24 protein-coding genes are annotated in these 20,433 nt (G+C 53.3%); 12 read left to right on the top strand and 12 right to left on the bottom strand.

Annotated elements, in window-relative coordinates; translation table 11 throughout:
• Positions 1 to 3: 3 nt before the first annotated feature.
• The 9 genes from AC2FD8_RS12665 to AC2FD8_RS12625 all read left to right on the top strand — a co-directional run bounded on the left by AC2FD8_RS12665 (position 4) and on the right by AC2FD8_RS12625 (position 8,077).
• Positions 4 to 648 carry a VirB8 family type IV secretion system protein gene (locus tag AC2FD8_RS12665; protein ID WP_496815107.1) on the top strand — a complete coding sequence of 215 codons (645 nt, stop codon included), beginning with the start codon at positions 4 to 6 and terminating at the stop codon, positions 646 to 648.
• A complete protein-coding gene (locus tag AC2FD8_RS12660) occupies positions 648 to 1,463 on the top strand; it encodes a TrbG/VirB9 family P-type conjugative transfer protein (RefSeq protein ID WP_496856660.1) in 816 nt (271 codons plus the stop codon). The genes AC2FD8_RS12665 and AC2FD8_RS12660 overlap by 1 nt, the downstream gene beginning before the upstream one ends.
• Complete coding sequence (locus AC2FD8_RS12655; protein ID WP_496856662.1) at positions 1,463 to 2,143, top strand: hypothetical protein; 681 nt, start codon at positions 1,463 to 1,465, stop codon at positions 2,141 to 2,143. Before AC2FD8_RS12660 ends, AC2FD8_RS12655 begins: the two co-directional genes overlap by 1 nt.
• Positions 2,144 to 2,154: 11 nt before the next feature.
• The gene (locus tag AC2FD8_RS12650) at positions 2,155 to 2,979 is read left to right on the top strand and encodes a TraB/TrbI/VirB10 family type IV secretion system protein (protein ID WP_496856664.1); all 825 of its coding nucleotides are present in this window, start codon (positions 2,155 to 2,157) and stop codon (positions 2,977 to 2,979) included.
• 205 nt (positions 2,980 to 3,184) lie between these two features.
• Positions 3,185 to 4,198 (top strand): ATPase, T2SS/T4P/T4SS family, encoded by a 1,014-nt coding sequence (locus AC2FD8_RS12645; RefSeq protein WP_496856666.1) that lies wholly within the window; start codon positions 3,185 to 3,187, stop codon positions 4,196 to 4,198.
• A gap of 12 nt (positions 4,199 to 4,210) precedes the next feature.
• On the top strand, positions 4,211 to 4,369 hold the full coding sequence (locus AC2FD8_RS12640) for a hypothetical protein (RefSeq protein ID WP_496856668.1): 159 nt from the start codon (positions 4,211 to 4,213) through the stop codon (positions 4,367 to 4,369).
• Positions 4,370 to 4,415: 46 nt separating this feature from the next.
• The gene (locus AC2FD8_RS12635; RefSeq protein ID WP_496856670.1) at positions 4,416 to 6,260 is read left to right on the top strand and encodes a type IV secretory system conjugative DNA transfer family protein; all 1,845 of its coding nucleotides are present in this window, start codon (positions 4,416 to 4,418) and stop codon (positions 6,258 to 6,260) included.
• 241 nt (positions 6,261 to 6,501) lie between these two features.
• Positions 6,502 to 7,074, top strand: a complete 573-nt coding sequence (locus AC2FD8_RS12630) for a carboxymuconolactone decarboxylase family protein (protein ID WP_496856672.1) — start codon at positions 6,502 to 6,504, stop codon at positions 7,072 to 7,074.
• A 223-nt stretch (positions 7,075 to 7,297) separates the two neighbouring features.
• Positions 7,298 to 8,077 carry a methyltransferase domain-containing protein gene (locus AC2FD8_RS12625; RefSeq protein WP_496856674.1) on the top strand — a complete coding sequence of 260 codons (780 nt, stop codon included), beginning with the start codon at positions 7,298 to 7,300 and terminating at the stop codon, positions 8,075 to 8,077.
• Between the two features lie 108 nt (positions 8,078 to 8,185).
• Here the strand turns inward: AC2FD8_RS12625 and AC2FD8_RS12620 are convergent, their stop codons facing one another.
• Together AC2FD8_RS12620 and AC2FD8_RS12615 are read right to left on the bottom strand one after the other, a co-directional pair.
• Entirely contained in the window at positions 8,186 to 9,037 is an 852-nt protein-coding gene (locus AC2FD8_RS12620; protein ID WP_496856676.1) for a methyltransferase domain-containing protein, read from the bottom strand.
• A gap of 109 nt (positions 9,038 to 9,146) precedes the next feature.
• Positions 9,147 to 10,073 carry a DMT family transporter gene (locus AC2FD8_RS12615; protein WP_496856678.1) on the bottom strand — a complete coding sequence of 309 codons (927 nt, stop codon included), beginning with the start codon at positions 10,071 to 10,073 and terminating at the stop codon, positions 9,147 to 9,149.
• A gap of 640 nt (positions 10,074 to 10,713) precedes the next feature.
• On the opposite strand from AC2FD8_RS12615, the gene AC2FD8_RS12610 reads away from it, so the two are divergent.
• The 3 genes from AC2FD8_RS12610 (at position 10,714) to AC2FD8_RS12600 (ending at position 13,325) form a co-directional block, all read left to right on the top strand.
• The gene (locus AC2FD8_RS12610; protein ID WP_496856680.1) at positions 10,714 to 11,346 is read left to right on the top strand and encodes a tyrosine-type recombinase/integrase; all 633 of its coding nucleotides are present in this window, start codon (positions 10,714 to 10,716) and stop codon (positions 11,344 to 11,346) included.
• A gap of 995 nt (positions 11,347 to 12,341) precedes the next feature.
• A complete protein-coding gene (locus tag AC2FD8_RS12605) occupies positions 12,342 to 13,007 on the top strand; it encodes a hypothetical protein (RefSeq protein ID WP_496856682.1) in 666 nt (221 codons plus the stop codon).
• A gap of 69 nt (positions 13,008 to 13,076) precedes the next feature.
• A complete protein-coding gene (locus tag AC2FD8_RS12600; RefSeq protein ID WP_496856683.1) occupies positions 13,077 to 13,325 on the top strand; it encodes a ParB N-terminal domain-containing protein in 249 nt (82 codons plus the stop codon).
• Between the two features lie 3 nt (positions 13,326 to 13,328).
• On the opposite strand, the gene AC2FD8_RS12595 is transcribed toward AC2FD8_RS12600, so the two are convergent.
• The 10 genes from AC2FD8_RS12595 to AC2FD8_RS12550 all read right to left on the bottom strand — a co-directional run bounded on the left by AC2FD8_RS12595 (position 13,329) and on the right by AC2FD8_RS12550 (position 20,053).
• On the bottom strand, positions 13,329 to 14,330 hold the full coding sequence (locus tag AC2FD8_RS12595; protein ID WP_496856685.1) for a fatty acid desaturase: 1,002 nt from the start codon (positions 14,328 to 14,330) through the stop codon (positions 13,329 to 13,331).
• Positions 14,331 to 14,402: 72 nt separating this feature from the next.
• A complete protein-coding gene (locus tag AC2FD8_RS12590; RefSeq protein ID WP_496856687.1) occupies positions 14,403 to 14,609 on the bottom strand; it encodes a cold-shock protein in 207 nt (68 codons plus the stop codon).
• A 604-nt stretch (positions 14,610 to 15,213) separates the two neighbouring features.
• Positions 15,214 to 15,756, bottom strand: a complete 543-nt coding sequence (locus AC2FD8_RS12585) for a hypothetical protein (protein WP_496856689.1) — start codon at positions 15,754 to 15,756, stop codon at positions 15,214 to 15,216.
• Between the two features lie 76 nt (positions 15,757 to 15,832).
• The gene (locus AC2FD8_RS12580) at positions 15,833 to 15,970 is read right to left on the bottom strand and encodes a hypothetical protein (RefSeq protein WP_496856692.1); all 138 of its coding nucleotides are present in this window, start codon (positions 15,968 to 15,970) and stop codon (positions 15,833 to 15,835) included.
• Positions 15,971 to 16,141: 171 nt separating this feature from the next.
• Positions 16,142 to 16,438: a hypothetical protein gene (locus AC2FD8_RS12575; protein ID WP_496856694.1), complete on the bottom strand. Its 297-nt coding sequence runs from the start codon at positions 16,436 to 16,438 to the stop codon at positions 16,142 to 16,144.
• 50 nt (positions 16,439 to 16,488) lie between these two features.
• A complete protein-coding gene (locus tag AC2FD8_RS12570) occupies positions 16,489 to 17,238 on the bottom strand; it encodes an alanine racemase (RefSeq protein ID WP_496856696.1) in 750 nt (249 codons plus the stop codon).
• Positions 17,235 to 18,434 carry an N-acetyltransferase DgcN family protein gene (locus tag AC2FD8_RS12565; RefSeq protein ID WP_496856698.1) on the bottom strand — a complete coding sequence of 400 codons (1,200 nt, stop codon included), beginning with the start codon at positions 18,432 to 18,434 and terminating at the stop codon, positions 17,235 to 17,237. The genes AC2FD8_RS12570 and AC2FD8_RS12565 overlap by 4 nt, the downstream gene beginning before the upstream one ends.
• Before the next feature lie 92 nt (positions 18,435 to 18,526).
• On the bottom strand, positions 18,527 to 19,291 hold the full coding sequence (locus tag AC2FD8_RS12560; RefSeq protein ID WP_496856700.1) for a hypothetical protein: 765 nt from the start codon (positions 19,289 to 19,291) through the stop codon (positions 18,527 to 18,529).
• Positions 19,292 to 19,370: 79 nt separating this feature from the next.
• The gene (locus AC2FD8_RS12555) at positions 19,371 to 19,631 is read right to left on the bottom strand and encodes a hypothetical protein (protein ID WP_496856702.1); all 261 of its coding nucleotides are present in this window, start codon (positions 19,629 to 19,631) and stop codon (positions 19,371 to 19,373) included.
• Positions 19,632 to 19,720: 89 nt separating this feature from the next.
• On the bottom strand, positions 19,721 to 20,053 hold the full coding sequence (locus AC2FD8_RS12550) for a hypothetical protein (protein WP_496856704.1): 333 nt from the start codon (positions 20,051 to 20,053) through the stop codon (positions 19,721 to 19,723).
• Between the last annotated feature and the right edge of the window lie 380 nt (positions 20,054 to 20,433).

Raw genomic sequence — 20,433 nt, 5'->3', positions numbered from 1 at the left:
CAAATGTCACACGTGACAGATCACGAAAAAGAACTCTTTCTGGGCGCACGCCGCGATGCCTTCAAATGGCAGGTATTCGGCATGGTCGGTATGGCAATGGGCGTGGCCTCTATTATTGGCTGGGCGATGCTCCTTCCCTTGAAGGAAATCCGCGCAGTGCCATTTTCCATTGATCCGGACACAAAGCTCCCGGTGCTGCTGACTGAAAAAGTCGAAGAACTGGAACCATCCGAGGCGATGGCGTTCCGTGAAGTCGCAAATTATGTGCGCGACCGGGAAACCTATGATGTCCAGGACAACAACGAGCGCCTGAAATCGGTGCTGCGTCGTTCTGATGAGCTGGCCGAAACGTCTTACCGCGAACTGTGGGATGGGTCGAACGACAACCATCCTGACGAAATCTATACGCCCAAGACAAAGGTGCAGACCGAAATTCTGGGCGTCTCGCCGGTCAACGATGAGACGGTGCAGGTCGAGATCCGCAAGTCCCTGATCGTGCCAAACCAAGCAACGGCCTCAGCCCGCTACGTGGTCACAGTGACTTACGGGTTTGAGGAAAAAATCGTGACGTCGATGGATGAACTTCTCGAAAATCCATTCGGCTTCGTCGTCACCAACTACCGCGTAGACGCAATGGGAGACATCTGATGCAGCGTTCTTTCAAAACACTCACCGCCACCGCCGCAGCAGTTTTGGCATTCTCTACGCCTCTGCTCGCTGAAATCACACCGACGCCAGACGGAAAGAACGCAGATCATCGCATCACGCATTTCCATTACGTTGAGAACCAAGTGTACCGCATCCCTGTGGGTGAACGCCTGATTACCTATGTTCACTTCCCGCAGGGTGAAACCGTTCGCAGCATTGGTGCCGGCGACACCGAAAGTTTTCAGATCACCCGCCTGCAGGAAGGTCGCGTTATTGCGTTCAAGCCGGAAATCCTGAACTCGGATTCAAACCTGACCGTCCTGACCAATCGCGGGACATACAACTTCTATCTGGTTCCAGCCGAGAGCGCCGCCGAACGCAAGCGAGTACCGTTCCGGGTCACGTTCTACAACAAGAACAACAGTGACGGGACCACAACGCGCCGTGGCACAGTCGCTGGGAGCGAGCCGAAACCAACTGGCCGGTTTGTGAACCAAAACTACTCGCGCTCGGGCAAAGCAGACTTTGCGCCTACCGCCGTTTGGGACGATGGCGTTCACACCTATATGCAGATCCCACAAGATGCGGAGCTGCCGGGTATCTTCCGTGTCCTGCCTGATGGACGTGAGCTGATGGTGAACACCACAGTCAAAGAGCGCGGGATTATCCAGGTGCAGGGCCTTTCCGATCTTTGGACTCTCCGCATCGAGGACACTTCGATCTGTGTTCGAAACGATGGCGACGAGTTTCAGCAGGCAAGTGTGAGCGGTAGGCCCGTCACTTCACAGACAGTTAAACCGGGGGGCAGTAAGTAATGAACCGCGATCAGACAATTGCGGCACGGGCGGCGGCTGAACAGCCGTCGCAACGTGTCCGGAAGAAGTTCGACCCAAAGAAGCTGATGACCGTTGCAATAGCAGGAGCGGTGTTCCTGGGCTTTGTATGGTTTGTCATGGGCGACGAAGGCAAAGGCACGAACACGGGTGTCCGCGTTGACGCTTTGCAACAAGGTGGTGGCGAGCGATACGAGCTTTTGACCGCACGGGGGCCAGAGGTCGATGAGCCAGAACCAGAGGCTTTGCCCGAGGAAATAGCGGTGGCAACACCGGCATCAGTGCCGCAGGTCGATTCCGAAGGGCTGAAACAAGCCCTGAAAACAATCGAGCAACAGAATGGTCGGATTTCCGATCTGCAAGACGAGCTGACGGATGCCAAGGTTTCGCTTTCTGAAAAGGACAGTGAAATCGCGTCCCTCAATCTGACCAATGAACGCCTGCAGGTCAGGTACGACGAGCGCGAGAAAAAGTTTCAGACTGAGCTTGCCCAGGCGGTTGCGGATGCAGAGGCCCGGGTGCTCGCCAGTATGAGCCATCTGCAAACCCAAGGTCTGACCGAGGACGAACGGCGCAGGCTCGAAGAACTCAAGCGGATGCGCGAGCGCCAGAACCAGTCAGACGGCATCGTGTTCGATGAAAACCCATACGGCAGAAACTAATGGAGCTGACGATGAACAGAACAGCACTCACCCTCGCCCTGGTCACGTTGGCGTCAAGCGCGATGGCACAGGAACAGAATTATCAGCCCATTAACAGTGGGTCGCAGCCGATCATTTTCCAGCCCGTGCAACCGGCACAGCAGCCCGTGCAGGTTCAGCCGGAAAGCACTCGCCTGCCTGAAGAACAGCGCGGCTATCAGGAAAACCCGAACACGACATGGCAGAACAATTTGGTCGAAGAATATCCGCCCATCGTGGGGGCCTCGATCATTGACGATCCGTCGCGCACGCTGACTCAGGGCACGGTTTTGACTGCCGTGTTTGGCGGGGCCGTAAGCTCGGAACTTCCGGGCAGTGTGGTGGCGACAATCACGCGCGGCGTCTATTCGATGGACGGAACAAGACTCCTGTTGCCACGCGGATCTAAGCTCTATGGCGAATACCGCGCTGATACAAAACTGGCGCAAACGAGGATCGCTGTCGTTTGGAGCCGTGTCATCACGCCTGATGGTCTGTCGGCTCAGATCGGTTCGGCTGGCACGGACGGTCAGGGTCGAACAGGTGCAACCGGCAAGGTCAAAACACACTTTGGGAAGCGGTTCGGCACTGCTGCGTTGTTGTCTATCATCGGCATTGCGCCTGTGGCGCTGGTGTCTGACAGCGATAGCAACAACTCGGTCCGGACGGATCTGGCAACGCAAGTGGGGTCTAACCTGCAGAACGCCACGGCGGCGGCGCTTGATGAGTATCTGCGCATTACTCCGACAATCTTTGTCGATCAGGGCAGTCGTATCAACGCGATCCTGCAGCGCGACGTTGTGTTCGATAGCTTCTGAGCGCGAGACAATGAGCTGACCGCCTCAGCGGTCTTTCCGGCCGCTGCCAGCATGATCGAGTGCGGTAGCGGCCTTTTTTGAAGCAAATTCAGCACTTTTTGGAATCAATAAATCATATGTGGGTGCGTTCGCGTTCGAGGCAAAGCCGAGAGGCAGCGAAGGCAACCTCCACACTTCCAAAAAATGCTCTGCCAAGGACAAGAACATGAGCGGGCGGAACGGTAATAGCCTTCTGGAATACTATACGGGCAAGATCGCGCATCTGTTGCACGATGAAAGCCTGAGCGAAATTTCTGTGAATCCTGACGGATCGGTCTGGGTCGAGGAAATGGGCACAACGCACATGACCAGGACTGACATCACTCTGAACAGAGACGATGTAGAAAACATCGGGCGCTGCGTGGCCGGTTTCAGCGATGTGACATTCGGAGAAAAGAAGCCGATTGCGACGGCCAACGTGCCGACACAGCGGGGTAAAGCGCGGGTGCAGGTCGTGATTCCGCCAGCAACAACCGGCGTGGGGTCCGTGGCGATCCGCCTGCTCCGCGTGAAAACCGTCGATCTTGGGGCGTTCAGCTTTGCCAGCAAGGAGGCCGCATTGGCAGAAAACAACGATCATAGTGCGCTCGAAAACGCCCGTGCTGCCCTCGCAGCGGGCACAATGAGCTTTGGCGAGCTGGCGGACCTTTCGATGCAGAGCAAGTGGAACGTGATTATTGCCGGGGGCACCTCGTCTGGCAAAACCACTGTTCTCAATGCCATGCTGAAGCGCGTCGATCCGGGCGAACGGATCGTGACGATTGAAGAAGTGGCAGAGCTGAACATCGAGCAACCCAATTCTGTCGATCTGCTTGCTGACCGTTCCGAAGAAGATGGCCCTCGATCACCAACAAAGCTGCTGGAATCGGCGCTGCGGCTACGGCCTGACCGCCTCGTCTGCGGTGAAATCCGAGGCGACGACGCGAATATGTTCCTGGAACTGGTGAACACCGGCCACGATGGATCTGTCTGCACCATGCACGCCAACTCGCCCGTAGATGCCATTGGACGTATGAGCAAGATGGTCCGGCGCGGATCTCCGACTGTCCAAAAGTCAGAGGTGGTCGATGATATCCGAGCCACCATCCACATGATCGTTCACATGAAGAAAATCGGTGACGAACGGAAGGTCAACGGCGTGATTTTTCCGCCCCTGATGACTGCTGATCAACTTATCTGAAGGAGAAATAGAATGAAAAAATTTGAGTATCGTAATGTCTTGATGCGGGTAGAGGAAAGTGCAGGCGAGAAGTTTGCGAAGCTCGGGCAAGACGGTTGGGAAATGGTCGGCGTCGTACCTGCCGAGTTTGGCATCGTGTGCTTCTTCAAACGTGAGCTGACCGATGGCTGAATTTCAGGATCTACCAAAAAGCAAGAAGGTAGCGATAGCCGGTACAATGGGCTTTATCGCTACTTCGGCTTGCGCGGTGTTGGTGGTCGGTCTGGCTCTCGAATACATCAACACTAGGGGCTTTCGCGGGCTGGACATCTGGACGATCCCAGAGAAGTTCATGGCGCAGCCCGCAGAAACGCAGCAGATCATGGGTCTGGTGGCGGTGGTCGCGGTGGGGGTTTTGACCTTTGCATTTGTGGCCGCTGCGCTGCGTGGTCCCTCAACGAAATACGGTGATGCGACCTTTGCAAAGGCCCCTCAGCTCGTCCGGGAAGGCTATGCTTCGGTGCTGAAGCTCAAAGACAAACTGGATAGTGAAATCGTGTTTGCCAAATTTGGTGAACCAAAGGACAAAAACGCAATCTACTATAAGCCCGGCCCCGGTGTCCAAAAGCCGCACGCGATGTTCATTGCCCCGTCTGGTTCGGGCAAAACCAGCGGCTTTGTGATCCCGAATGTCCTGTGTTTCAATGGATCTTGCGTCGTCCTGGACATCAAGGGTGAGATTTTCCAGACAACCGGCGCGCGTCGGGCAGCAATGGGCGACGAGGTTTTCGTGTTCGATCCCGAGAACCCCGACAAAAGCCACAGCTACAACCCTCTGCGCCGCGCAGCACGTGCCGACAATCTGGACCGGCGATGGGAAGAAGTGATTCAGGTTGCAACCCAGATGTTCGACACGCCCAGCTCGTCCGCACAGGGTTTTATGGGGGGCGTCGAAGGCATGTTTTGCGCCATTGCGATGTTGGCGATCAAAAGAAAGCGGCCATACATTTCCGAGATCCTGCGCCTGGTCAAAACGACCAAGCAAAAAGATTATGAAAAGATGGCCGAAGAAGTTGGTTATGCCCGGGCAGCAGATGAGTTCCTGAATCTTGCAGCCGAAGAATCCAAAATCCTGCGGTCAACGATTTCGGTTATGAACAACTCCGGCCTTCAGCTCTGGCGCAACCCGTCGGTGGCAAGAGCGACGCAGGGCAATGACATCAACTTTGAAGATCTGCGTCGGCGCCCCACCTCGATCTACTTTTCAGTGCCGGGGAAAAAGGTCAAAGAGTTCCGGACACTCATTCGCTTGTTCTTCCTCGATCTGGTGAACACAATCGAAACCGTTGAGCCGGGCCCAGATGAGCCGTTCAAGGTTTTGATGCTGCTCGATGAGTTTCAGCGGCTCGGCCACCTTGAGCGCGTTGTGGAAGCCTATGACACCATGCGATCGTTCGGCGGTCGGATCATCGTGATTTCGCAAACGCTGTCGCGTCTGCAGGACATCTACGGGCATGAAGGTGTACGGGCGATGCTGGCAAATGCCGGGACGCAGATGTTTGCGGCGTCCGAAGATTCAGAGGTGCGCGAACACGTGTCCAGGTCCATCGGTGACAAAACTGTCATGAGCAAGTCGAAGTCTCGGGCGCTTGGTAAAATGGAAATGGGCAGCATATCGGAACGCGAGGAAGGCATTCGCCTGCTCCGGCCCGAACACGTTGGCAGACTGCCTGAAAATGAGGTTGTTCTGATCCGCGAGGGCAAGATGCCGGTGATTGCAAACAAGATCCGATACTTCGAAGATCCGTATTTCATGCAGTTTTTGGGCGGCGATAGTCCGAAGATCAAAGGCACACACCTCGATCTTGCTGCAGATCAAGCCAGGGACACAGCAAAGGCGTTGGCTGAAGCGAAACCGGCCCCTGCCCCGGTAAAAGAGGTTTCGGAAAAAGATCAGGAACTTCAGGCGGCATTTGATGCGCAGCGCACAGTCGCAAAGCGGAAAAGCCGGTCAGCGAAGGATATGGCGATGGAGAAAATGAGAGCCAAACGGCCACCAAGCAGACCTCCGCTGCTTTTGTAGCACTGGGCCTCAGAGACGGCAGTAGCGCGTCGAAACCAGACCTTGCATAGTCGAGCGGATGGCCCAAAAGTTGCTCTCAACCAAGTGACGAACATGGTGCGGTGCGGTCAAGCAAACCTGCCGTTCGCAGTTTCCTACAGAGTCTTTTTTCGGAACCAAGAATTGCTTTAGGATTGCGTAAACTACGTTGGTTCATCACTTTGAGACAAAGTTATCCAAAGCAAGATTGAAAGAGAAATGAATGAAACGCCTGTTTCCATCTCTGCCGGAGAACGCGACACTCGGAAGTGTTTATCAAGCCTTTCCGGACAAACTTTCTCCGCTTTGTGCGTACGAAAGCTTGGTGATGAGGGGAGAGAGCGAACTATCGGTTGCCCAACGTGAATTGATTGCAGCCTATGTCTCGGGCTTGAATGCTTGTGCGTATTGCCATGGCGCACACATCGTTTTCGCCAAAGCCTACGGCATTGAGGTCGAGACAATCGAGGCACTGATGGAAGACCGTGATACGGCACCGGTCGAGGATCATCTCAAACCGTTACTGGCATACATTGAAAAGCTCACCGTCTCGCCATCACGAATGACGGAAGCCGACGCAAAAGCGGTCTACGCCGCAGGCTGGTCAGAGCGCGCGCTGTTCGATGCTATCCAGGTCTGTGGTGTCTTTAATCTCGTGAATCGCTTCATAGAAGGAACAGGTGTCCAAAGCCCTGGCACCGACCCAAGAGAAGCGGACGAAGCCACTTTAAACCGATGCCGCAGTGACAGCTTCTATACCGATTTCGGAAGAGAGAACGGTCTCGACATCCCTTGAATTGATGTTGTTCTTACGTTCGAACGACGACAAAAAGCTGGTCCGACAAAACGGCAGATGCGTCCTTCGCTCTCGAGGTCAAATCATTCGTCGGATCAAGTCGGCGCATTCAGTTATTTTGGTAGATCCATGTTCAAGCCTCGATGATCCCTCCGGCTTTTCGTAGATAACCCAATTTCTGATAAGGTTTTGGGGACATGTGGTCTTTGTAAGGGGGAGTGAGTTGCTTAAATTTGACGCTGAAACAACGAAGTTACTTGAAATCGCCTATCAGGGAGCAGAATTGACGCGGCGAAGACAGGCTTCATTTGATGCGCTGTGCCCTGCTCCCGGTGAAACCATTTTGGACATCGGATGTGGCAACGGGATGTTAACAGCAGAGTTGGCTCGCGCAGTTGGCTCGGATGGTCATGTCATCGGGATCGACCCAAGCGCTGACATGACAGCAGCCGCAAGAGAACGATGCAGCGACTACGCAAACGTGGAGTTTCGTGCTGGGGCGGCAAATAGCTTGCCCGTTGAGGATGAGAGAGCTGACAAGGCCGTCTCGGTACAGGTCTTTGAGTACATCGAAGACGTAGACGGTGCATTGGCTGACACGCTGCGGTGCGTTAAACCCGGCGGGCGCCTCGTCATCAGCGATTTACACTTTGGCAGCTTGATTTGGTTCAGCGACGAGCCCGACAGAATGCAAAAGATGCTGACATCCTGGAACCAGCACTTTGTGAGTGGTTCCCTCCCGGAAAGACTGCCCGCACTGATAAAGGCTCGCGGCGACAATGTGGAAGATGTCTTGTCGTTCACAATGACAGATCACCGGCTAAAGCCCGATGGTCTCGCAATCATGATGATGCACCTTATCAAGCAATACGCTGTTGCAAACGACCAGTTTGATCCCGTTGTTGCGCAATCGTGGTTTGACGAGCAGCTCAACCTTGCAAAAGTTGGGCGCTTCTTTTTCTCCATGACCCAATTTATCGTCGTGGTGCGTAAAAAGGGTTGATCGTTCTACAATGCGCCACTTGACCTCGGCCGTGCGCGCTAAACCATCGTTATCGAGCAAAGTTTGTGGCTGGCAACTGTTTACTGTCGCGACTCGAATGCCAAGAGTTTATGGCCGCCTCGCAATCAGTGTTGCAAAGACCTGATAGCCAAAAAGTATCCCCTCTCTTGCTCGACGGCGATACTCGGCGATTAATCCATTGTGCAGATCCTCCCCAATTTCACCGCTTTTCATCAGCACTTTTCCAGCCTCTTCGACCCAGGGGAGCATTTGGTCATTGTCCAGAACACTTCTACTTTGAAGGCTGAAGTCTTCGACTGTGAATCCCGCATTTGAGGCCAGGCCGCGCAACTTGGCGACAACAAATGGGTCGGTGACAAACTCGTTCACAAATATCTTGGCGCAGGCGTCCAGAGGATCGTTTGACAAGTTTCCCAGGGACGCTTTCGAAAAGTCAGCGTCACACACCACGAGACACCCTCCCGACCTTAGAACACGCCTCGCCTCGGTCAAAAGCGGCGCCGGGTCTGCCACATGGGTAAGCACCGTGTGCATTATCACGTTATCAACTGAGCCATCATCCAGGGGCAGCGACGCTCCTCCTGCGACCTCAAACTCCACATTGTCGTAGCCCCCGACCCGCGCTCTTGCTTCGGTCACAAAGCCGACAGACGGCTCGAAACCAATGACACGCGCGGGGTTGACCTTCTCCGCAATGCGGCGCGTGACGGCTCCTGCACCGCATCCGACTTCAATGGTTAGACTACCTTCGGCAAACTCAAGTTTGGCCAGATACTTTGAAACGATCTTTTCCATTGTGGGATCGGACTGACGCGCGTCCATCGAGTCGGCAAACGCGGAAATGAACTCCGCACCCGCAGCATCTACATCTTGAAACGGATCAGCCATCCCAACCACCCTCGAATAGCGCTCAGTATTTTCTACCGAAAACCCTAGCATTACCTGAACCAAGAACAAGACGTGCCGAAATGGGTGCGCACCACCTCATCGCCCACATTATGTCGGGGCCTGATCGGCGCCGCAAAGTAGGACTATTGCGAGTGCAACACTACCGCTTCGGTGATCTTGTGAGCACGGTAGATACGGTGCGCGTTCTTCGGCTTCTTGTGATCGCAATTGCACTCAGAATTAGCGCACAAGCCCAGGCCTGAGGTAATGAGATGGCCTCGTCAAAGGCCAGAAATCCCACGGCAAACATTGTGGGTAATTCGATGCTTCCGACGACCGCAGTTTGGGAAGTCCCAATGACCGGCGAGCAGATTGTGTAGATAAGCTGGGGCACCAGAGCGGTTACAAGTCCGATACCCACAATGAGAAGCCAATCGGATTGATCCCTTGGGAGAAGCTCTCCAACCTCTGCACCGAGAATGAGCGGCGCGAGGCCCAATACAGACCCCAGAGAAACTGATGCGATGCGGGCCAAGGGCGCAATCCGGGATAACCTGTGCACCAGGACGCAAATTCCGAAACCAAACCCGAAAGGAGCGGCAAGTGATATCAGCAGCGTTGGTAGATGCGCCACAGGAACTGACGCGGGCGAGCCAGCAATGACAGCGGCGACCACAATCAGACCAGCAGCTGACAAGGCGCGCCGCGTCGGTGCATCGGCAAACACAGCCCAGGCAATGACCAGTGTGAACACCGGATAGGTCATGTAAAGCACGCCGACTGTCGACGCAGGCAACTTCTCCAGCGCCGTTACATATCCGATCCAACCAAGTCCCATCACCGCTCCGGCTGACAGGCCCCAAGTGATCTCTCGCCATTCATGTCGGTGCCGGATGAGGACGGGAAGCAGAAGAAGCGCTGCAACAATGTAGCGATAGAATGCCACAGCATAGGGTGCTACACCCTGCTCGGTTAGACTGCGGCTGAAGTAGGGAACCAATCCGAAACAGATCGAAGCAATAAGAACGCCTATTACCGCAACTGCGTGGGGGATGGACGGTCGATCTTTAGCAGATGTATTTGCCATAGTCTGGAGCTAACACGCATTTGCGATTTCGTCTCAAGAGATTCGACAAACGACGGATTTGTTGCGCTCTACGAAACAGCAAAGTCTCCTTGTAAACGTCCGCTGCGGGCTGCGACCAGCCAATTATGCAAACAGCAGAGAACGACTGCATCGAGCCCATCCCGTGAATTTGATTTTCATGCTGTGTGCGGTCGCAGCGCTAATTTTGCTGCAATGGCGTAGAAATCCGTGATGCAGTGCGGCGTCACTTTCGACCATTCGTACATAACGCAGCAATCTTGAAGCCAAGAAAGCCGTACAATCCACCCATCGCTGACAGACCATAATCCCGATAAAAGCCAGGCCTGGTCTTGGCCCCGTTTTTTGGTCCGGGTGTCATGCGACCTTTCGGGTTTCTTTCAGTTGGGCTGCAAATTCGGTCGGCGTCAAGTTTCCGAGCGATGAATGCGGTATCTATCGTTCTGCGAGCACGCGCAGCTATTAAAGCCCGAGTACAGCTCGGACTCAGGTCGACTCAGTGCATTCGCGGCGTTTTCCATTTAAAATACAACGGGACAACAGCCGTTCAAACCAACAGTAAAATCCAAGTGTCAGTACGGTGCTGATGTCTGGGTTTGGCGGGGGGATTGGAGGAAAAACTATGCCAAGAGTCCAACTTCCCGCTGTCACCCCGAAACGAAGAACCTGGAACAAGGGTCGGATCATTGGCCAGAAACGTCCGCTCATGCCAAAACAGGTCTGGGCGATCCGCGCGCGGCTCGAACTGGCCCGGAACCTGCGCGATCTTGCGCTGTTCAACGTGGCGATCGATAGCAAGCTTCGTGGATGTGATTTGGTGAAACTGGCCGTCACCGACCTGGTCAGGGATGATCGCGTTCGCGAAAGGGTATCCGTGATCCAAAGCAAAACCAAACGACCCGTTCAGTTCGAACTCTCTGAAAACACACGGGATACGATTACCGCGTGGATCAAGTCGCCGGAAATGATTGGGTGCCGGTTCATGTTTCCCAGTCGGTTTCACGACCGCCCTCATATCTCAACGCGCCAATACGGCCGGCTTCTGCGGGATTGGGTAGCCGCGATTGGACTGGATCCCAGCGGATACGGCACCCACTCCCTGCGCCGGACCAAAGTGGCGGAGATTTACCGGAAAACCGGAAACCTACGTGCGGTTCAGCTCTTGCTCGGTCACACGAAGGTCGACAGTACAGTACGGTATTTGGGCGTCGAACTTGAAGATGCGCTGAGCATCGCAGAGCAAATCGACATCTGAACCACGTTGGCGGGCGGTACGTGCCGTTCGTCAATCCGGGCCGGACCCACATTCGCGCCGCAGCAGCGGTTCGGATTGAGCCCAGAATAACGAATGCTGCGAGAGGTACGAACGGGTGCGATGTGGTGTACAGAGCTGACATTGCCACTCCGACGCCAACCTATACCCATCTGCTAGGGCATGCAAAGTACGGGAACCTTTGAGAAAAAATACAACATCCTTTTCCCAATAGATTTCGTTCAATTATGCACGGCCTACAGCCTTGGAACCGCTGGTAATGGTGCATTGGCGTCTTCTCGGTCTCAATGTGCTGACACTTTGAGCAAGTCAAATATCACTCAAACGCTACGGGTTGGCCTGTCTTGATCTCGCTTCTGCCGCGTTGGGTATTCGGTGATCCGAGCCTTGCGGTTTCACGGTAACAGATGAGATGAAGGGACAGTAAAGTGTGCTGAAAGAGATACGGTCAAGATCCGCATCAGACGACAAAGCGAACATTGCGCCAATCGGACAATTCGATTGACTTTGGGCAGGCTAGGAACCATAAAAGCGCATTGGCGAAATCAAATCGTCGTCGCAGTGCTGCCGACTTCGATTCAGCTAATGGCCTTCAGTAGAATCGTAGCATGTAACCCCCGCCAACTGGGTGACGAGGGTGCACGAAGTTCAGTAGCCGTGGGTATCGACCACGGTATGAAGGACTCTCCCTGCGCACAGAGACGGGTGGGAATGCAACCGGCCATTCAATTGTCAATTGGACACGTGCGTCGAAATCACCCCGGGTAAGTAGAATCCAGGATATCGACCACCCTCCCAATGCAGGAAGGACATTCTGTGAACCATAAGTCTCTTGACGAAAATCTGGGAAAATTGCTCAAAGCTGAGCGCGCCCATCGAATATCTACAGTAATAAAACGGATTGTCGTGGCCAGCGTTGTCGTTGCGGCAATCGCTATTATCGTTTTTCGATAATGCGTAAGAAGGGTTCTAGAAAAATGCGTCAAAAATCACAGGCAGCGGTCCCTGCTCTTGAACAGCGGGTCTTCCAGGATCGCAGCGTTCGCGAAACGCGAGGTGCAGACGTTTCTGAGATTACTGAAGAAGAATTCGGAAAGTACTGGATAAAAGCTGGCGTATTGAGCGGCACTTGCGTCGCCCGTGCGTTCCCCAAGCCACCTGCCAAAACGCAGGCAATGATTGCCAACGCTTCCGGAGACACTCCGGCACAGGCAATTGAAGCATTAAAAGTATTGCTCAAAGGCAGAGATAGACGGCGCAGCACCGAGCGCCGGATAGAAAAAAATTCAGGAACGTTTGTACCGAGTGAAAGTGAATACATCGAAGCTCTACGTCAAATCAGGTTATCGACTGCTCAGATCACGATGCTGAAATCGATCTCAATCGCAGGCAAGGAAGGAATTACAGTCGGACAACTGGCGAGTGTTGGCGGCTACAGATCCCGCGAAGCAGCCATAAAGGTCTTTAAGAAAGCGGGGTTTCTGATCGCGGAATACCTAGAATTGGATGTTTCCGAAGCTAAGGAAGGCTACAACGATGGTGAAGCACAGGTGCTTGCCTTCTCTCACATCGGAAGCGAAGACGAGCCAGCGAAGTGGATCATGCATAGAGAACTAAGCAACGCAGTTCGCGCGGTTTTGTGATCCCGAATTTTACTTGCCCTGCACCGTGAGAGCAAACCCGGAACAACGCTCAAAAGGTACCTAAGATTTATGCTTGAGAAGAAAAGTTATCCACTCTCCTTGATCTACGTCCCGATAAAACGAACAAAAACCCTTAATCAAGCCAAGGTTCTGGCATTGGCAGAAGACATCTTGATAAACGGGCAGAAGACACCGATCCAGTTGCGGATTGATAACAAGCGATTTGTCTTGATCCAGGGCCTCCACCGTCTGGAAGCCGTTCGAGCCCTTGGTGAGGATACAATCGAAGCATACCTCGTGCGCGCCAGACTACATTGAAAGCTATGCAGGCTTTGCGTGCGATAACGCCTCAGTAAATGTCAGCAGGCGTTGTCGGCTTTCGTCCCAAAGGTGCAGCCGCGCGCAATGCAGGCTTTCATAGAGTGTAATGCGCTGACATTCGGCGAGTTCACCGTGATCGCACAGCACTTCGTCAAGCCGGTAAAATGGTATCCGGCTGGCCATGTGGTGAACATGGTGCACACCTACATTCGCAGTGAACCAGCGCAGAGGACCAGGTAGGGCATAATGAGAGCTGCCATAGAATGCTGCATGCTGTAGTTTCCACTGCTCTTCGTGTTCCCAGGTTGTGTGCTCGAATTGATGCTGGATGTAGAAAAGCCAGACACCGATTGAAGCAGCTAAAAACATAGTGGGGAGAAACACAAACAACAGTGCATCCACACCTCCGACCCAATAGACCCCACCCAAAACAGTAGCTATCACAACGTTTGTCGCCATTGCGCTTAGCCAATATCGCCAACCAGCATGCATTAATCCGACGGGCAGACGGTATAGGATAAAAAACGTATAGATTGGGACGACGCCAAACATGAACAATGGGTGTCGAACCAGGCGATACAAGGCACGTCCGATCCACTTGCGGTTCACATATTCGTCGACAGTCAAAGTCGGTAGGTCTCCGATGCCGCGCCGATCCAGATTACCGGTTGAAGAATGGTGAATTGCATGGGTTTGGCGCCAGACATCATATGGTGTGAGCGCCAGAACACCCAGAAACCGGCCAGTCCAATTACAAAGTACACGGCTTTTGAAAAACGCCCCATGACCACAATCGTGCATGATTATGAACAGGCGGACCAGGAAGGCGGCATTCAATATTGCCAGCGAAGCGGAGATCCAGACACTAATGGACAATGCATGCCACGCAGCGCCCCATAGCGCGACAAAAGGTACGACAGTGATTGTCAGTTCGAAAACACTGCGTCCAGTGTTCGGTGAGCGGTATTGTGCGAGAACTCTGGTCCAATCCTGAGGTTGCAACCTGTTGGCCCTCCGATCTCTCATCGGACCCAAACGACCGAACGGGCACCCACCAGGGTGCCCGTAAGACGTTCAGGCCAGCGCCAGGTTAGCGGCGTTATCGCGCCCGTCACGACCAGTTTCCAAATCAAACGTGACCTTCTGGCCATCTTTCAATTCACTGATGCCGGACCGTTCAAGCGCCGAAATATGTACGAATATGTCGTTCTTGCCATTTTCAGGTTCTATAAAGCCGAAGCCTTTGGTTGAATTGAACCATTTCACGGTGCCATTTGCCATGGTGTAAGTCTCCTAATATCAGCCGCCCGCACTATTGCGACGGCTCGGCGCGGTCGGTCTGAATCGAAAGACTGAACGCCGATTTTGGGAGACAGCAGGTCGAAAAAGAAAAACGTTAGCCCAGTATAGATGGGCTGCTGAGGAGCATCAAACAAGCCTTGATCCCCCGAAGAGTTGCACGATCTTGAAAAGATTATGCTAACCGATGGGCTGGTAAGGAAAATCAGGGTGAAGAGGTCTTATACACCAATAACATCGCCTGAAACATGCTCAAACTTGGGCGGCTGCACTGTTGTCAGAAATTAACGACGCCGAGCTAACCCAGGACTAACCGACACACCATTTCGCCACGCGCTCAGTCCTTTGCAGCGCCGACAAATCCGCTCCCCAAACCCTTCGCTCCAGAATGGAGTTCTGCAACGTAGGCATGCGCGTTCTTGCGGCACGTCATTTAGGGCGCGTTCCAAGATCGCTTCTGTATCGATGTCGGGTTCTTTCATCAGTTTATAACCTTGGTTTCCGATTGGGTTATTCAGTTGCTCTATAAGAAAGAGCTGAGAAAAAGGTCTCCCATTGCTTGGAGGTTGTACAGGAAATGCCAGGTTCAAACGAACACGAGGGGTCGCCTGCAATCCGAAGAATGATTAAAGGCACGGATGGGCATACCTTCATTCTCAGCTATTTGGATTGTGAGGGTGTCCAGGAAGTCGCCTCCGCATGTTGGGCGTTTGAATCCTTGATCCGACAATCCGCCGGGCGACTCTGAAATATCCGATCTCGAGTAAAGGTGTCGAAGTCGAGTCTCGGACACACCATCAGCTTCCATGATCAATTGCACCATCGGATCGGCCAGAAGTTGATCCAGTAAAAACTTCGAAAACTCTTTCTTGGTCAATTTGTCCTGTGCACGTGCACTGTCGAGATCAGCCAGAGAAACGGTCAAGGTTCGCGCCAACCCGGGATGGGTATCACGGGGGTGCAGGTAAACCAATACCGAGGCTTTCCAGGCTTCTGGGTCAAAATAGTCAGGCGGTGCGGAAAGCTCGGTTTCTATTTCGTATTCACCAGCCGGAAGCATTTCGTCAAAGCCTGGGAATGTGAACGGTCGGGAGAAGACTGCGGTGGTCTTACTGGTTATCTGGTCCATTTGCGTAGGTCTCCTTGGCTGATACTGCTCGTTCGGAGACGTATACAAGGACAAGTCACCCACTCCCGGCAGGGTCTTATGAACTTTGAGGCTTGGGCTTTGGTTTTTCGGGGCCGACGTCAGGTTCCTCGGGAGCCAGTTCTTTTTTTGGCTTGTCCGCATGATTGGCCTTCAGCGCGGCATCCGCTCTGGTCGTCAGGTCTTTGAAAGACATGCTTTCGATCCTTTGATTGTCCGCAATACTTTCATGCCCAGGATGAGCATGAAAACCAAATGCGGCTACTTCCAATATAGTGATTGAGGTCTCAAATTACTACGTTATGCCGCAGAATAAGACCTTTGCTGAGGCCCGGATCAATTACGTTGCGGCCCGACTGTGGTACCTTCAATTCGGGGATGGACGAGCAGTGTTTGCAGCGATGCATTCCGTCAGAATTTTCTCCCTACGGACTATCTTTGCAACATCGGGCGCAGCCATACTGCGCGTGAGTGCGCTGTACTTCATATGCAATGTCATCTCGTCACCAGCGCGAAGCGGGGAATTGGTGGTTTCAATGACGATATGATCGCTGGTGGCTCCAAAGAAGGTGACGCCAGCGGGAAAGGTAAGACCGGCCGCATCGGTGTCCTGGAGTCCAATGGCAAGGATCGACCGAGTATTCGAGGGTATGTCTGTGGCCATGCACACCATAGAAAGCACTGGATTTTGTTTTGTTATGACCTTGGTTTCGATTACTTCCACCAAAAGCTTGAAAGCATCTGTATAAAGACCGTCGATCGGGTGCCCTGATATGGGATCGGTACCCAGCAGGATGGCCTCACCCAGACGCAGGTTGTTGATTTGACCGGTCGTCTCTTTGCCAAGTGCCCAAGGTAAGTTGGCAGAGCCACCGCCTGATACAGTTCAAGAATGGATCCACCTGTGCGCTCAGTGTCGACGGCAAGCGAAGAAAGCCTGGTCATTGCTTCCGGAGTGGGTGCCACACAACTCAGACAGGCGAAATTTGTAGCAATCCCCTTCAGAGAGACACCTTCCGTTTTAAGGATTTGAGACACAGTATCTTCAAGGTGTTCAGGCAGGATTCCTTCCCGCATATCACCCATTTCCACCACCACAATTATATTGTGAATAGCGTTCTTTCGCCGCGCCTCTGTGGCTAGGCCTGCGATGATATCCATCTCTGTGTTGAAGCTGTCATCGCAATTATCAACAACTTGTTCGACCTGGCTCAACATGGGGGTTCGGATCAACGATATGGGGCATAAGATCCCAGAATTGCGCAACCGCACGACATTGCTGATCCGCGCGTCCGCCAGTCCAGTCACGCCACCTTCAAGCATGGCATTCGCAATCTCAGGATGACCGCATACGGCTTTTGTCACACCTGTGACGGTGATCCCGTGCGGCTTAAGGCGATTAACAAGGCATCGGGTATTGTGACGAATTTTGCTCAGATCAACAGTGATGCGCGGCGCGGTCATTCCCTCGGCGCTACAGGTATAGGCTGCAAGCGGGGAAATGCAGAAAGAACCATGTTCACCAGGTTCGATGAAGGCCGATTCAATGCGTCAGTGATTGGAAGATACAATCTGCAATTATAGTCTGTGATGGCCTTTGTAATTTCAGTCTCGTTCATTCCCTCGTGGTTGATCGTCATGCCAATCACCTCTGTGTCCGCAAAAGCCTCGATCAGGGTTATCTCGTCGCAGGGATCGGGCATGGCCATGTTTGGGAAGTCGCATCGACGTTCTCGGTTGGGCGCGTGTTGAAGAATTACCGCGTGTGGTTGACTGCCTCGCAGAATGAATGCGGATGTACAAAAGGCCGGATGGCTGAGGGCGCCCTGTCCTTCGATCACTATGACATCCGGGCGCTCACCTTTGGATGCAGCAACAACAGCGCGTTCAAGCTCTCCACAGCAAAATTGCGGCGGTACCGAGTCCATCGCGACACCATATTTGGCACCCTGCATCAACCCTGTCTGGCCGGTTCCAACCAAAACTGTTTTGATTCCATGTGCATTAAGTGCGCTTGTCAGAATAGTCGCGGTTGTACGCTTTCCAATTGCACAGTCGGTGCCGAACACCGCGATGCGGATCGATTTGACGTCGCTGACACTTCCATCAAAAAGGCGCAGGTCGCTATTGGGTCGCGGCTTGCGAATGTCACGTATGGTCACGCCCTGAATTTTGGCAAATTCTGCGAGTTCCTGATCATCACTAAGAAACTCATGAAGCCCACTGACAACATTCATGCCGAACGCCATCGCTTCCACTACGACTTCGCGATCCTTCAGTGACATCCTTCCGCTTGCTGGTGCCATGCCATAGATAAAGGTATCAGGGATCGTAGATTCATGAGCAACGGCAGCTTCGAGATCATTGCAGATAGGAATATTATTGGCGACGTCGTCGAGGACGTGGCCACTGTCACATCCAGCATGCTTACTGTCGATCACCGAAAGAACACGATAAGCTTGTGAATGCCGGACGAGACCGTTTGCAGTTTTGCCATCTATCTTCGCGAAATTCCCTTCGCAATACACGATTGCCGTCGGTGTTTTTGTCACTAATGTCTTGCGGTTAAGCTCCGGAAAAACAGCGTGTTCAGGGGGTTGCGTTTGCGCATCGCTGGCAATGAACTTTTTAGCCGCTGGCACAATGGGTGCGGGTTTCATATCAATTCCTTTTGGACTGTGAAACGCGCCGTTCATGCTAAGAACTGACGCAAGTAGTGAAGTTTCGAAGAGAGTGCTCTCCGCTGGAAACCTCAGTCGTTCAGAACGCACAGCCCTTCCGACCGGTGATAATTACTGTGGCATGCCCATTTGTTGCCCGACCGGTCTAGGTGGGCATTTGCAGGCAGCTCGATTGCACTGCAGCGATCACCTAAGGCTTCGTAACCACGTTCGCATTTCCAGCCAACTCCGTGGGCGGCGTCATCGAAGAAAGCATTTTCGGGTACGATTACGGCATCACACCGTCCGTCTTGCTCAAAAAACCCACGCTCGCACGTCCACGGACGTCCGCGGGTTGATGCGTTCAGGAAGGCATTTTCTGGCACCGCGACTTCCGCGCATGCATCTCCGTTGATCTCATAGCCGCGGTTACAAAGCCATACAGATCCATAGGTGCTGTACGTCAAGTAGGCGTTATCCGGCACCAAAATTTCCTGGCAGCTATCGTCAATTCTTGTGTATCCACGCAGACACCGCCATCTTTCACCTGACGGATCGAGATATCCGCCCTCAGGCACAATGACTTCAGTGCATGAGGTGCCGCCAACTTCAACAAAGCCATGCAAACATGCCCACCCTGAGCCATAGGTTCTGTTTGTGGGATAGGCATTTTCAGGGACAGTAATGGCAATGCATCCGTCACCATCCAACCGGTAGGACAAATCGCATTCCCAGCCCACGCCATACTTTTTGGCATGCGCGTTTTCTGGGATGGAAACAGTTTCGGCCATCACAAAATTTGACGGGGTGGGAGAAGCCAACAAAACGCTGAAAACAACAGCAAACAGCGAAGTCATGAAGCAAGTGCGAGACCGGAGGTGTTTTTTCTGGATGGCCGTGGCGCCGATAGGGTTGCGCGAAAGTTGAGTGGCTAGGTTACGATCCATCCACATTCAGCCCCTCGATGCAGGCCTGCGCCAGTTCCTTGTTTGGGGATTGAGAGCCGGGTACCGTTGCCCAGCCAGCCTCCATTACAGCGTCCTTCCGTTTGAAAGTAGCCGCCTCTTTGATTGTTGCGATTTTTACAGCGCGTTGGGTGTCGGTTCGTGCCATGTCGACGCAGACCGGAACCAACGCTGCGATAACGCTGTCACGGGACATGGCGTTGGCCATCTTGTCCGCGCTACTGCCGGTCATCCATCCACCCCAAGAAAATCCTACTATGCCTACGAAAATCCCTCCGATCAGGGCGCCGTAGATTCCGGGTTTAAGCCATTTGGGCGTGTTCAAATTTTTTCCTCCTGCGGGGAAAGCGCCGCCTCGCTGTCAATATTTGGTGTGACCAAAGTTTGGTCGTGCTTGAGCGTTTGGTCGTGCTTGAGCGCCAGTTCGAAATCTTTTGGGTCGATGGGACGCATTTCAGTGCAGCCTGGCTTGCCGCCTTTGTTCTGGACTGTCAGGTAGGTTCCGGTTCGTCGATATGCCTCGAAGCTCAGGCCTTGTAGAAGTTCTTCTTCAACAACAACTTCGTATTCGCCTGCAGGGAGTTCATCCGGGTAGCCGGACAAAGAAAACGGATTTGAAAACGTCACCAAAGAACTAGACGATCTTGTGCTCACCTTATCCCTCCATGAAATTTTGTGGATCTTCCCGGCGCAGTCTGCCGCAAAACACCGTAGGGCGGCGTGACTGTGGGACTGGTGCTGAGATTTAAGATAATGTGGAAACGGCAGACATGCGCTGATCGATGTTAGCCTTTGGCCAATTGCCTGGAATTTTGTTGGAATTTCCTGTGCGACACGCGCAGAACGGACAAGTATCACCGGTTCTTTACTAACCTGCGTCAGTGCTAAGGTGCCCGAATTCCGACAAGGTGGTGTGTGTTGGCGGGATGTTTGCTGGCGTGTATTTAACTAGTATTTGAGAAGCGCGGGAAATACAGCACCGCAATTGGACTGTATTTATCTTGCGCTTCTTTTTTAGTGAATGCGGTGCCGGG

The organism is Ruegeria sp. YTSC192, assembly GCF_059609705.1.
The sequence above is the reverse complement of the archived record's forward strand: the minus strand, read 5'-3'. Positions and strand labels throughout refer to the sequence as shown.